This is a genomic window from Streptomyces sp. NPDC001832, assembly GCF_040297265.1.
GTDB lineage: Bacteria > Actinomycetota > Actinomycetes > Streptomycetales > Streptomycetaceae > Streptomyces.
Genome location: NZ_JBEOYU010000007.1, coordinates 142,651 through 155,368, shown reverse-complemented (window position 1 = coordinate 155,368; position 12,718 = coordinate 142,651). Strand labels below are relative to the sequence as shown.

12 protein-coding genes are annotated in these 12,718 nt (G+C 60.0%); all 12 read right to left on the bottom strand.

All coding sequences use genetic code 11. The annotated features are described in order from the left end of the window. Nucleotide 1: 1 nt before the first annotated feature. Nucleotides 2-1,234 (bottom strand): siphovirus ReqiPepy6 Gp37-like family protein, encoded by a 1,233-nt coding sequence (locus tag ABT115_RS08750; protein WP_351785657.1) that lies wholly within the window; start codon nt 1,232-1,234, stop codon nt 2-4. Nucleotides 1,235-1,246: 12 nt separating this feature from the next. Next, nucleotides 1,247-2,230, bottom strand: a complete 984-nt coding sequence (locus tag ABT115_RS08745; protein WP_351785654.1) for a phage tail family protein — start codon at nt 2,228-2,230, stop codon at nt 1,247-1,249. A gap of 30 nt (nt 2,231-2,260) precedes the next feature. Further along, the gene (locus ABT115_RS08740) at nt 2,261-7,972 is read right to left on the bottom strand and encodes a transglycosylase SLT domain-containing protein (protein ID WP_351785651.1); all 5,712 of its coding nucleotides are present in this window, start codon (nt 7,970-7,972) and stop codon (nt 2,261-2,263) included. A 9-nt stretch (nt 7,973-7,981) separates the two neighbouring features. After that, nucleotides 7,982-8,344 carry a hypothetical protein gene (locus tag ABT115_RS08735; RefSeq protein ID WP_351785648.1) on the bottom strand — a complete coding sequence of 121 codons (363 nt, stop codon included), beginning with the start codon at nt 8,342-8,344 and terminating at the stop codon, nt 7,982-7,984. A gap of 50 nt (nt 8,345-8,394) precedes the next feature. Continuing rightward, a complete protein-coding gene (locus ABT115_RS08730; RefSeq protein WP_351785645.1) occupies nt 8,395-8,727 on the bottom strand; it encodes a hypothetical protein in 333 nt (110 codons plus the stop codon). 89 nt (nt 8,728-8,816) lie between these two features. Then, nucleotides 8,817-9,407, bottom strand: a complete 591-nt coding sequence (locus tag ABT115_RS08725; protein ID WP_351785642.1) for a phage tail tube protein — start codon at nt 9,405-9,407, stop codon at nt 8,817-8,819. A 65-nt stretch (nt 9,408-9,472) separates the two neighbouring features. Further along, entirely contained in the window at nt 9,473-9,793 is a 321-nt protein-coding gene (locus tag ABT115_RS08720; protein WP_351785640.1) for a hypothetical protein, read from the bottom strand. 65 nt (nt 9,794-9,858) lie between these two features. Continuing rightward, nucleotides 9,859-10,266, bottom strand: coding sequence for a hypothetical protein (locus ABT115_RS08715; protein WP_351785638.1), 408 nt, complete (start codon nt 10,264-10,266; stop codon nt 9,859-9,861). Then, a complete protein-coding gene (locus ABT115_RS08710) occupies nt 10,267-10,596 on the bottom strand; it encodes a hypothetical protein (protein ID WP_351785636.1) in 330 nt (109 codons plus the stop codon). It abuts the gene before it with no gap. Next, complete coding sequence (locus ABT115_RS08705) at nt 10,583-10,966, bottom strand: head-tail connector protein (protein WP_351785633.1); 384 nt, start codon at nt 10,964-10,966, stop codon at nt 10,583-10,585. The genes ABT115_RS08710 and ABT115_RS08705 overlap by 14 nt, the downstream gene beginning before the upstream one ends. A 27-nt stretch (nt 10,967-10,993) precedes the next feature. Next, nucleotides 10,994-12,085, bottom strand: a complete 1,092-nt coding sequence (locus ABT115_RS08700) for a phage major capsid protein (RefSeq protein ID WP_351785630.1) — start codon at nt 12,083-12,085, stop codon at nt 10,994-10,996. Nucleotides 12,086-12,151: 66 nt separating this feature from the next. Further along, the gene (locus ABT115_RS08695; RefSeq protein WP_351785628.1) at nt 12,152-12,682 is read right to left on the bottom strand and encodes a hypothetical protein; all 531 of its coding nucleotides are present in this window, start codon (nt 12,680-12,682) and stop codon (nt 12,152-12,154) included. Nucleotides 12,683-12,718 lie beyond the last annotated feature (36 nt).

The window sequence follows — 12,718 nt, the reverse complement described above, 5'->3', positions numbered from 1 at the left end:
GTCACATCCTCGCCTCTAGCTTGCGCAGCTTCTCGCGCATATCGAAAACCGTCTTATAGAGATTGAGCGGGTTACCCGACCCCTGCTCACCGATAGTCGGGGACACCGTTTCGGCATCTCCACCCTGATCTACGGTGATGGAAACCTCACGAACAATGTCCGTGTACTCGACTCCGTCAATGGATACGGTGACGATGTCCCCGACGAAGTAATCCCGCCCAAATTTGATCTGCGGAGTATCGACGGGGTAAATCTGGAAGTTGCCGTTCTTGGCGCCCTGACTCAGGGCCTCCGTGGCAGCGTCAATAACAGCCTTCTTGGCGGTGGCGAACTGCTCGTCAGTTACCGAGAGGTCAGCCTTAATTGGCTCCCCGGTAGCTGGGTCAGCCTTGATGGGCAGGTCCCTGCGGTCAAGGAACGCCTCGATCTCAAGGCCCCATTCAGCCTCGGTCTCGCTGTCGATCTGCTGGTACAGGTACCGGCCCTTGCCGGTGCCTTGGCAGGCCACAATGGCCCGTGTGACGGTCGGAGCCGTAAGGGACCAGGTGAATTCCCGAAGGTTCCCCAGCTCCTTGCTGAACCGGACTTCCCTGGAACGATCCCGCGGAGTGAACAGGCTTAGATTGATCTTCTTGGCGTTGGGGTCGTACAGGAACCGGTAACCGGTGGTCGAGGTGTCGATCCATGATTCGAGCTTTGCGCCGATGACGTCCCACTGGAGGTTGTCAGAGATCGACTTGCCAAGTGAGACGTCCTCCCCGACATCGAGGCCGGCCGCGCGTCGGCTGGCCAGAGCGCCGGCCCCCATCGCCTTGTCCAGCTCGTTCCAGACGAGGTGACCAGCAGGGCCGGAAACTGCCCGGCCGTTGTCGTCGGCCTGCCACTGCTGGGTGGCTTCCTTGGACGGGTCAGGGAACGCCAGGCGGGTGTAAGCCAGCTTGTTGTCACACTTCCCGCCGAAGTACAGGGAACCGAGCGAGGTGTGCTGAGCACTCGTCCAGTAGTGCTGAAAGGTCTCGATCTGCCCTGTGAGGATGGGGAGTTCAACGCCATCCTGATAGATGGCGACGCCCCCGCCCTTCTGGAGAAGGTCAGCCTGAGGTGTCCCCGCAGCCACAAGCATCTGCCACGTACCTTGCTGGCAGTACCGAACCACAAGGTCCATCGAGATCCATGTGTCGATGATGCCTATTCGGTTCAGTGCAGCATCGCGCACCTCCACCCGGTAACCCATGTGCACCTCATGTCAGTAAGTCGAATAGCGTGGAAAGAGAGTCATCTTCACCGTGGATGTGCCACTGCCGGCGAGGAGATCCGCATTAGCGGTCGAGATGCCAGGGGGCACCGACCAGAGAGAGGGATTGGCAGACAGCAGAGGGAAATAAATCTTTCCCTCGTCGTCTGTGACGGTCTTGTATCCAGGGCGGCAGTCAACCGTCAGGGTTCGCCCCTCTGGGACGGCGTCAACCTCGCCCGGCTGGACAGGGATGCCGAAGCTCGTACCGTCCGGGCCGGTGAGTTCGAACCGCTTGAGCGGCCCTGTGATCTCCCATACGGGCCATGCCTCGATGTCGCCTGGGTTGTATATGGTGAGCGCCCCCGTCGAGGTGGTCCCCCTGAGGAGGGTCATCGGGAGGAACGGGTCCGCGAGGAACGGTTGATCGGTGCCGAAGCTCCAGTTGGCCGCAACCTCTGTGTCCCCGTAGAACCACGGGTCAGCAGCGGTGAGCTGGATGCCGTAAGAGATCCAGGTGAAGCCCGAGGCGCCTACGCCTTCGCTGCCTTCCATGCCACCGGTGTAGTAGCAATTCAGCCGCCGAGGTACCCCGTCCTGCTCAATGAAGGTGAGGACGGAGTAGCCGAACTTCGGGTTCAGGGCGTTGGCTAGCTTCGCCTTGAACTGCCTGAGGGTCTTACGGTCGATCCCATAGACGAAGATGGGCAACAGAACCGGCCGGGCTGACGCCCTGGCCCCGCGGACCATCGAGCCGTCGAGGTTCGGGGACTCGTCCATGTGGACCGCGAAAGGTGGCAGGTCGAGCCCCGAAGCTCCGGGCTGTAGCACCATGGCCGGCCACGCGCCGGACCGGAAACCGGTGAGGGGGATTTCCTCCCCCTCACCGTTCCTGCCTCTAATCGACACGTAGGTGTGCTGCCATCGCTCCGGAACCGGATAAACCACCTTGGGGGGTGGTATGACCACGGGTATTGAGCGTGCGGGAATTGGCATTTAACACTCCTTCATGTAGCACTCCTAGTGTCAGAGGGCAGCCATCGTTTCCGCGTACTGCAACGCTCGGATAACAGACTGAGTGGTGTTCTCAGCCTTCGCTTCATGAATATGGATCTCGTAACGAGGCCCCATCATGCTGGCCGTTTCCTTGTCGTTGTAGACACGCTCGCCGCCCTTGAAATTGATCAGCTCAGGGCCCTTCTCACCGACGAGAGCGACACCACGGGCAGCCGACCGGGTACCGGACGCATAACCCTTGATCTTGCTCACCTTGGTAGAGGTCGAGGTCTTGCCCCCAACGGTCCGCTTAGTGACCGTGGTGGTAGTTCCCTTAGCCGGGTCAGTCGTGGTCGTGGTGACCGTCGTGACCTTCCGCCCCTTAGAGTCCGTCGAATAAGTCGTTGTCGTCTTAGTCGTCTTCTTCTTCGAGGTGTTCCCCCCACCCTTGACGGCCTGACCCTGGCCCGTAAGCCAAGTCAGAAGGCTCGCCAGAGAGGAATCAACCGGCGTCTTAGGGCTGATCTTCAGCTTCTTCTTGAGGGTTTTGACGATGGTGTCCGCCAACCCCTCAATCTTGCTGATCAGCTTCTTATCCTGACTGGTCAGACCATCGACAAGAGCCTGAGCCGACTTCTTGCCTGCCTCGTAGTAAGTCCCCGCCACCGACTTACCAAGGGACGATGAAGCGGTACCAATCGCTGCATAGGTGTCGTTGAACTCCTTTACCTGGCCCTCAGTGGCCTTCAGCAACTCCTCTGCCATGGCGCCGCCCTCTACAGGGCCGGCGTTGGCGATTTCCGCGATGATCTCCTTCGAGAAACCGGCCTTGCTCAGCTTGTCAAGGTTCGACTGGAAGGACTTGATCGCCGCCAAGCGTTCCTTCAGGCCGGAAATACCCGAAGAGACAGACACACCCCCCGAGTTGAAGACGGAGGTGAGGGAACGCTCCTGCGAAGCCCTGTCCGCAATGGACGAGGCCATTTCGCTCTCATCTGCCTTGATCTGTGCCAGCTTGGAATTAGCATCCTTGAGCTTGGTTGCGAGATTCGTCCGGTCAGAGACGAGCTTCTGAAGCGCCTTGTTCTGCGAGTCAATCCACTTGTTCAGGCTGTTCGCGGTGCCCGAGCCAATGCGGTTCGAGGTAAACGCCTTGGTGATGATCTCGTAGAGCTTCTTCACCGCAGTGTTAAGCGTGGAAACGCCCTTCAAGGCATCCGCGGCAAGGCCCGTAGTCCTCGACGTACCCGAGGCATACCCCCGCTTCACGTTGGACGCAGCCATCACGCTGTCCTGGTGGTTCAGGACGGTTTCCCCGCCGCTGAAGTTGACGAGTTCAGGGCCTTCCTCACCAACCCACGCCCAACCCCTTTCAGCCCCTGGCGTACCAGTGGCGTAGCCCTTGGTGCCCGAAAGCGCCTTACGCCAGCCTGAACCGTAGCGGTGTACCGCATAGTTGAGGCCAGCGTAGATGGAAGCCATGGGGTCAGTGATGCCCCGAGACTTGTACGGGCCGGCGTAGGCGTTGAACGTGCTGGGAATCGTCTGCATGAGGCCCTGAGACGGGTGTCCGGCCTTCGCGTTGGAGTCCCAGTTGTTAATGGCATTCGGGTTACCTCCGGACTCGACCTGAATACGGTGAAGCACCAAATCCAAGTCGGAAGCAGGAAGCCCGAGCTGGGCAAGCGCCATCTTGACCTGAGGCGTCCAGCGGGTGACCGAGGAGCCCGGTCCCGGAGTGCTCAGTTCTCCCTCTATGAGCTTGTCAAAGTCCGGCTTCTTGGCGGTCAGATGTTCACCGCTGAAGTCGAACAACCCTTCCAAGTTGGGAAGGCTCTCCTTCGCCGTGCTGTAGACGTCAGAGACGACCTGGTCAGCGTAGTCGAGAGGGCTATGCCAGATCTCCCGGAGCGACTGCACCATGTCGATCACACCGTCGTACTGGGACTTGCCCAGCTCCCAGAGACCAGAGAGGGAGTCCTTTACCGTGCCGATGGGGTCAGTCACAAGGGCCTTCGCACCATTCCAAAGGCCCTTAGCGGAGTCCCAGATACCTCCGAAGAGGTTGGAAACAACCCCCTTCAAGGTCTTCCAAGAGAACACGTCATCCAGGTACGCGCCACCGCGCTGGAGAACGTTGCCTTCTCCCTTCCAGACATCGTTCCAGAAATACTCGCCCTGGATCGGTGCGAGGGCTCCCCCAAGTATTCCGATGACCTGCGTCAATCCGTCAGGGATGGGAAGCTTCCGGAGAATTTCCCAAGAGTCCTTGGTCATGAAGTTGTACATGCCGGCGAACTTCTTCGACAGGTCCGAGCCCACGAAGTGAGAGGCGTCGGTTCCCGACCCCAAAACTCCCTTCTGAACTCCACCACCCAGAGCGCGCGAGGAGCTGTCCATCGTCATAGTGGCGATCGCGCCACGCGCGTCATTGGCTACGTTGAAGTTCTTGGAAGCCTCCACGAGGGGATCAAGTCCGAGCTTGCCGAGGATGCCGCCCTTGGCGAACTTCATTGCCTGGCGGACACCACCAACACCCTGAGTGCGGGCGATCTCGTTGAGCCGTGTCACCTCGCCGGCGCCGACAGCGGCCGTCCACTCAGGCCGCATAACCGCCTCACCTCCGGAGAGGTGGAGCTCGCCGGCCGTAGGGCTGCTGAAGACATGGACGTCCTGGCCGGGCGTGTAGCCCGGAAGGACACCCCCGAGGGCCTTCTTCTTGGGAGGCTTGGTCTTGCCCCCGCTACCGGGAGCATGGTTCGAGATGTCATCCAGGCGAGAGTTCAGCGTGCTGGCCTTACCCGACGCGTCGTTCAGAGCGTCCTTCAGGCTCTTGATCTGCTTGATGACCGAGCTCGTGCTCATCGCATTGAGCTGACCGACTCGACTGATCAGGGAGGACTTACCGCCGCCGACCTTGTTGCTTGCGTCGTCCGCCGCGTCCTTGACGTGGTCGAGCTGCCCTTCAAGCTTGCCCAGCGACTCGTCGTTGAGATTCCCGGCCTGCTTGGCTGCCGCCTTCATGGCGGAGTCCAGAGACTTGGACTTGCCCTTGGCATCGTCCAGTTCTCCATCCAGGTACCCGAGGCCCTTGCTGTTCAGGTCCGAGACGCTGGAGGCAGCCCGCTTGACCTGGCTCCGGAGAGAGTTGGTGTTCTCCGTGACCTGGTTGAACTCACCTTCGAGCGCCTGGAGCTTCAGACCCTTGAGGTTGGTGGTAGCAGTCTCAGCCTCGCGGACAGCCTTAGCGGCCTTCTCCGCCGCGGACTTGACGCTGTGGTCTGAGCCCGCCAGGTTGTCAGCGAGCTCGTTGAAGTTCTCGCCACTGAAGCGCCGGATCTTGGTCCGAAGACTCTCAATCTCGGCCTCAAGCTCGTCGATCTTCTGCTTCGCCTTGTCAGTGTCGACCTGGATCTCTTCGACCTGGCTGTTACGGCCAGAGACCTTGTCCTTGCCCCGCTGCCAGAGGCTACGGTTGTCGCCGTTGTTCATCGCGGCTCGGGCGTTCCTCAAGCGGCTGCCGTAGTCGTCACCGTGGATGCCGCCTGTTGCAGCAATCAGGCGGGACCCACCCGCCTTGAAGGCGCCCCTACCAGCCTTGAACACGCCCTTTGCCAGACCGGCGACCGGAGAGAAGACCTTGGTCATCAGACCGAACGTCTTGATCAGGGCGCCCAGTGCGAGCGAAGCGACACCGACGAGGGCAGCAAACTTGCCGATCTCGATAATCGTGTCAGTGATAGCCGGGTGGTCCTTGAGAACCTTGACGGCCTTCTTGACCCACTCACCCACGATGGTGAGGTCATCGAACAGTTCAGCAATGAGCTTGCCGGCAGGTTCCTGAAGATCAGAGCCGATATCGGAGACCGTGTTGAGGAGACCACCCTTGTACTCGTAGTGGTCAACTACTCGGTTGCCTTCCTTGTCGAGCTTGTAATCCCCGTCCTTGTCCTTCTTGTAAACGGGGGTCTTCTTACCCATGAGGGCCTCACCAGCACGGGCGTACTCGTACTCCCCGGTCTCGGGGTTCTGCTGAATGAACATTTCAGACAGGCCGTACTTGGTCTGCTCCCACATGTTCGACAGACGAGCGGAAATCGTAGCGGTACCCAGGCGGACGGCCGGCGAATCAGCCGTGCCAGAGCCGATATCCTCACCCTTTTTAAGGATGGCATCCACGATGCTTTCACCAGGAACACCCCCGGTGTTCATGGCATCCTGCATCCACGCCATCAGCTGAGAAGCGGCCGTAGACTTCGTGGGCGACTTCCAGTCGGCGCCCTTCTCCTTTTTCGTCTTCTCGATCTTGGCTATTTCCTCTTTGGTGAGGGCCCTGTCCTTGAAGCCGAGAAGGTTAGCGAGTTCCTGAACGGTCAGACCAGCGTTCTGAGCAAGCGACTTGACGTTACGCAGGCTTGCACGGTCTGACTCCTGGATGGTGGCAACGGCCTGGTATGCGCGCTTGACCATCTCAGGATCGGTGATTCCGGAGTAGGCAGCCAGGTCACCAATCGACATAACCAGGTTAGTGGCGCGCGTAGTCGATTCCTTAGAGCTCAGACCATGTGACTGGGCTGCACGGGTGTACAGCGTGCCGTACTGGAAAATGTCCTCAACGGTATAAGGGGTCTGAGTTCCGTAATTCTTGAGCGTGTTGAGCTGCTTCGAGGCGTCCTTAGAGGAGATCCCCATCTTCTCAAGGGCCGTCTGAGACTGAATGATCGAGTCAGCAGCCTTGACACCGAGATACGACATGGCGGAAGCCGCAGCAAGCAGAGGCGTAACCATGTTGCTGTTGATGTTCCGACCGAACTCGCTCACAGAGGCCCCGAAGGAATTGAGCTTCTGCCCCATGCTGTAGGTGGCCTTAGTCCAAGACTTGCTCGCCTTGTTGGCGTTGTCCTGGAGCGACTTGGTCGCCTCGTTGTTCGCCTTAATCGTCTGCTGAGACGCCTTCTTGGCGGCCTGAGCCGCAGCAAGCTGCCCCTGAGCCGCTGCAATACTGGCGGCCTTCAGGCTGTTCATTTCCGAGAGGATCTGAGCCTTGCGGGTGGCGTACGCAGTCGTGTAAGCGGCCTGCGCCGTACGAGCTGCCTTGACTGACTCGGTGGCCTCAAGCTGGGCCTGGCGGATGACGAGAGCCGACATCGTCTTGACCTGGGCCTCACGGACCTTGGCCTGCTTCGCGTTCTCGGCGGCAACCTTGCGCTGCTCAAGGATCTCTGCCGCGGACCACTGCTTAGCCTCATTGATGCGAACAAGGGAAAGACCCTTGTTCTCCTTCATCATGGCCGCAACGTCCTTGCGATACGAGGCGGCTACCTCGGCGCCGTAACGCACTTCAAGGTTGCGGGCGTTGAGGGCAATACGCTCGCGCTGACGAGCAGCCTTCTCCTTGGCCGCGGTCCTCGCTTGCTCGGCCTTAGCACTCGCCTCAGTGACCGTAGCGAACGCCCTCATGATGGCGGCCGTCTCGGTCTTGGTGTACTCCTCGCGCTTCGCGGCGGCAGCCTGCTCCAGCTTCACACGCTTCGCGGCCTCTTCGCCGTAGCGAGCAGTCACGTACTCTTCGAGCTTCGCCCGGAGATTGGCGGTCTGCCGGGCAAGCGTCTCCGTCTTCCCGCTGAACGCAGCGATTTCCTTCTCAGCCCGGTCAAGCTGTGCCTTCAGTTGAGAATGATCCAGCTCAGGGGTAATTTTGATCCAGGCGTTTCCGACCTTGATGCTTCCGGCTTCAGGCATCGATCCCCCTTAGAGACTGTTCATTCGAGTGAAGAAATCCACCACCTCGTCTGTTGAGGCATAGGTCGGCTGTACAGGCTCAAGGACTTCTTCCTCTTGGCCAGGCCGAAGCATGGGAGTAGGGACAGGAATTTCTTCCGCGTCCTCGCCCGAATTGGCTTGGTAGAACAGCCAGTTGGAAAGCTCAAGGGCATCAGAGACCCGAGCAAGTATGTGTTCTGAGTTAGACCACTCGGCGGACTCGTCAATTGCCGCCGCCAGGGCGGAGCGTCCTGGCTGATGGAGTAGAGATCCGATCAGGACATTGATTCGGCGTAGGGAGAGCTGTCCACGCCACAGATCCAGAAAGTCAACCCCGAAGAACTGGAGCAAGTCCGCTTCCAGCTCTCCGGGGAACTTCCTGATGATGTAGACAGCTCGGCTCAGTTTCCCGAAGCCTCGTTGATCTTCTCGTTGAACTCCTGGAAGTCACGGATGGTCGGCTTAGCCTTCCGGTACTCCTGCCACTGAGCCTCACCCAGGACAATGCGGACGGCCTCGAAGTCGTTGTCCGCAAACACGACATCAACCGGGTAATCCAGCGGGGACGGCAGAACGTAGACCTTGCCGCGGTGCTCGACAGTCACCTCGTCGCCCTTCGCCTCAGCCTCAGCGGCGCCCAGCTCGGCGTCAGCGTCGGGAACCTCGCTCTCGACAACGACCTCGTCGGCCGGCGCGGCGGGCTTCTTGGCAGCAGTCTTCTTGGCAGCAGTCATGGGAACTCCAAAGGATGGGGGGTGAGGGTGAGAGAGAGGCCGGGGACTACGAGCCCTCCCCGGCAAGGGCGGGAATTAATTCCCAGGGATCACGGACCGGCAGGCGCCGTCATGTCCTGGTTCGTCAGGACGTAGCCAAGGACGCCATCGGAGTCGAGGGCGTCAATGGTGAGCTGGTATTCCTGGTTCGCGTTCCGGACGAGGGTGATAGCACCTCGGTCCTGGATCATCGACCGCGGGATGACAACGCGGTTGAGGTTGGAGCCCTGGCCCCAGTCCACAACCATGGAAATCTCCTGAAGGTCCGGAGTGCTGGACAGGTCCAGTCGCCACGTGTCTGCGGCACCGCCACCCTCAGGCGTGACCTCGACCCAGGAGGCACCCCAGAACAGCTCAGTCGTGTTGATGTTGGTCTCAGCGAAGGTCGCGGAAACAGTGAACGTCGCGGCCGAGACGTTGAACAGAACCGGCACTGCCGACTGCCAGACGTTGACGGGATCGGCGGTCACCGTGGGGGTAATTACCACCCCCGCGTCCGAAACGTACCCAAGTGACTTGTAACCGACCGGGGCAGTCTTGCCATCACCCACATCAGTCGGGAGAGCGGCGCCTACGGCAGGTGCGATGTAGACAGCACCCTTCGGCGCGAAGCGGATCTTCGAGGGGTCGTTATTAGCCATACGGGCTCCTTTGGGAAACAAAAAACGGCCCCAAAGGGGGCCGTTAAGGCTGCGGAGAGGTGGGGTCAGTCGTCAGCTACGAGGTACACAGAGACCTCGCCCGAGTACGCGGGCTCAAGAGACTGCATGTCCGGATGCCAGCTCGGGGCATCCACCTCACGCACGTCGAGCACCAGGGCGCCGTTGAGGCTCTGCCCCGGTAGCTGCTCAAGCAGGTACTCGCGCACGATGTAGGCCAGTTCGCCGGCCTCAGCCGGGCTCTCGGCGTACACGTCGTAGACGATGTACATGCGGTCAACCCGGTCCCGCCTACTGCGATAGCCTCCGGACTGCATGAGGTAGACGGTCGTCTCTCCCACACTCCGGCCTACGAGGGTTCCGGTCACTGCACCTGCGGGGATCTCAGGAATGGACCTGAGATAGCTGACCAGCAGAGGTATCGGGTTTGATCTCATTCGACTCGCTCACTCAGGAGGACAGACCTCAGGTAAAAGCGGCCCTTGTGCCGTTTCCCTGCTGGGTCGCGGTAACCACGCTCCTGGAGCATCGCGTGTCGAGCCTTCTCGTTTTCTTCGACGACGATGTAACCGACCCAGTCATCCCCAACCTGCTCGACGTAGGGGTGAATGTTCTTCTTGATCGAGTACGCGTCAGTCTTCACATGAGGGCCGCGGGGAGCGGCCTTGACCATGCGTCCAGCCATCTCAGATGTCTGGGAAGCGACCAGGGCCCTGACTTCACCTGACTTCATCAGCTCAGTCTCAAACCCCTTGTCAGTCTCAAAGGTGAAACCACCCTTTGAGAACCGGCGGTACTGCTTCCCTCTGGCCTGTCCTGGTGCTGCAACACGTCGAGCCATTTACTTAGTCACCCCCCGGACATGGATCATGGTGTATTGGCGAGATCCCAGCTTCCACTTCCATGGCTCGCCCTCAGGCGTCCAGAGCTTCGACTGAAAGTAGATCTGATCGGACGAGTCCACCTCCAAGTTCCCAGGGAGGTAGATCGTCGCTTTGTTCGTGGTCGTCTCTCGGACGGGAGTTTCCGCCTTGTGCGACCGCAGGTAGGGGACGCCTGCACCAAGCCCGGACCAGACAACCGTGTACGTGTCCCAGTCGCGGTGATGGCCGTATGCGTCCTCTACAAGCGGAGTTCGGCGGACTTCGATGAAGTCGTTAAACAGTGCCATCGGGTATCTCCTGCCAACAGGTCAGTGAGATCGACCCCATGCGCTTCCTGTACTTGGACAGCATCGACTTTGCGGCCTCCGAGAGACCCGAGTTGTACGCGGTCTGCGCGTACTCGACTTGCAGGTCCCCGGTCTTCTCCATGACCGTGCCAGGAGAGACGGACAACCATCTGATTACCTCGGAACAAACAGCGGCCTTCACTGCGCCTGGTACTGCATCCCATGTCGGCTGCTGGAAATCTGTCCCGCAGTAATCGCACACAAGGGCAGTGGCGTCTTCTATGAAGGCCGCCGTCTTGGTGGCCTCTGCATCGTCTGAGAAGGGCCGCCCGAGACGGGCGACCACATCCTCAATAGTTGCTATCGGCATTCAACCTCCCTCAGTAGTTAGGGGAGATCAGCCACCAACGGGAGCGGTCTCCGTGATCGAGATCTTGAGACCGCGGACGAACTTCTCACCGATAACAGTGCCCCGAACGCTGTACTCCGGGTCTTCCTTGATGGTCGCGAGACCATACATGGTGTCCAGGCCGATGGTGTCGTGCTTCTGGTTGTAGTCGTAATCGACCAGCATCCGGGTAGCGATTCCATTGACGTTCTGGATGGAGCCGGTAACAGCACCCATCGGCAGAGCAGGGCACGCAGAAGCAATCAGCATCGCGGACTTGTGGAAGAGGTACATCTCCAGAGAGAAAGAGTTGTGGATGACGATGTCGAAGCCGTAGATGCGGCCGACAGTCGCCCGACGAAGCGCGTTGGTGTCCCCGGAGTAGTCGACGGCAACGAACTCAGGGTCCTTCAGGAGGATTGCCTCAACCTCGGGGCCGGCAATGAGATACCGCTCCGAGGTGGGGACCAGGGCCAGATTCATGTTCATGCGTGCGTCGACCAGGGCCGCGCGGATTCCAAGAGCGCGCTCAGTCATGTTGGCGCCAGTGCCGTCAGCCTGCGGGATGGAGACCTCAACGTCGCCACCAACGGCAGACTTCTGACCGGCGGTCAGCGAAGTCCGGTTGATGTTCGCCTTGATGAACGCGGCAACCGTGTCATCGAAGTATTCAGCGAAGCCTCGCGTGAGCTTCGAGAGGACCTGAGAGCCGAACTGCTTGAGGTCGAAGGCAACCTGCTCCATGCCGATCGCGGTCGCGTTCTGCGCGAGCGTGGTGAGCTGGACCGGGAACCGAGTCTCGGAGATGAAGCCATTCGGGGCCCGTCGGTCCGTAGCCGGAAGCGGCCGGTCGGAGGCCGCGGCGAAGACGTTCTTGTCACCCGTGATGGGGTTCTTGATCGGGGTCGAGATGCCGGACGCCTGGACCGGAATACCGCGAGACTCACGGTTGACGTTGATCACGTCACCAATGCCACCGGTGAAGTTCAGCTCGGAGTACCGGGCCGGAATGCCACCAAGAGTGAGCTGTCGGTCCAGAATGCCAAGTGCTGCGATGGTCACCTGGACCGGGTCAAGATTAAAGTGATGCTCAGTAGCCATTAAGCCTCCATGAGGGCATGAAAAAAGCCCCCCAGATGGAGGGCTGAACTAAGGGAAGGGAGAGGCTTAGAGGAAAGCCCCACCCGCGATGTAGTCCGCCAGATCGTTTGGGTTGATACTGGAGAACTCGCCGCCGTTGCCGCCCTTGTTGTGGCCGGCGCCTGCGATCTGCGGGAAGCCCGCTCCGGAATTCGCCTGCTTCTTGGGCAGGGACTCAATGAACGACTTGACGGCCTCTCCGTTCGGGCGAGAGTCATCACCCGTGAAACGGCTGAGGTCGAGGAAGGAGAGGTCAGGAAGCTCAGCACCGGCACCTACGGCCTGAAGCCGCAGTTCCGCAGTCACCAGCTCGGTAGAGACCTCTCCAAGGGCGGACGTCCGGCCCTCGGTGCGGGCGGCCTCAATAGCTGCCTGCTGATCGGTCTGGAGCTGCTGAAGCTCGGTACGCGACGTGTTGTAGTTGGTCTCGTTCTGTCGAGAGAGAGCCTTCCAACGGTCACGGTCGGCAATGACCTCTTCCAACGTCGGACCAGCGGGAGGAGTCTGAGGATTTCCCTCGTTACCCTGCTGTCCTGCGTTGTCGTCCTGAGTAGGCATATGTTGTTCCATTTCGGAAGGGACTCACCATTTCGG

Bases quoted from the DNA above. Each gene is read 5' to 3' on its own strand.
- ABT115_RS08750 (WP_351785657.1), bottom strand. From the start codon at position 1,234: ATGGGTTACCGGGTGGAGGTGCGCGATGCTGCACTGAACCGAATAGGC.
- ABT115_RS08745 (WP_351785654.1), bottom strand. From the start codon at position 2,230: ATGCCAATTCCCGCACGCTCAATACCCGTGGTCATACCACCCCCCAAG.
- ABT115_RS08740 (WP_351785651.1), bottom strand. From the start codon at position 7,972: ATGCCTGAAGCCGGAAGCATCAAGGTCGGAAACGCCTGGATCAAAATT.
- ABT115_RS08730 (WP_351785645.1), bottom strand. From the start codon at position 8,727: ATGACTGCTGCCAAGAAGACTGCTGCCAAGAAGCCCGCCGCGCCGGCC.
- ABT115_RS08725 (WP_351785642.1), bottom strand. From the start codon at position 9,407: ATGGCTAATAACGACCCCTCGAAGATCCGCTTCGCGCCGAAGGGTGCT.
- ABT115_RS08715 (WP_351785638.1), bottom strand. From the start codon at position 10,266: ATGGCTCGACGTGTTGCAGCACCAGGACAGGCCAGAGGGAAGCAGTAC.
- ABT115_RS08710 (WP_351785636.1), bottom strand. From the start codon at position 10,596: ATGGCACTGTTTAACGACTTCATCGAAGTCCGCCGAACTCCGCTTGTA.
- ABT115_RS08705 (WP_351785633.1), bottom strand. From the start codon at position 10,966: ATGCCGATAGCAACTATTGAGGATGTGGTCGCCCGTCTCGGGCGGCCC.
- ABT115_RS08700 (WP_351785630.1), bottom strand. From the start codon at position 12,085: ATGGCTACTGAGCATCACTTTAATCTTGACCCGGTCCAGGTGACCATC.
- ABT115_RS08695 (WP_351785628.1), bottom strand. From the start codon at position 12,682: ATGCCTACTCAGGACGACAACGCAGGACAGCAGGGTAACGAGGGAAAT.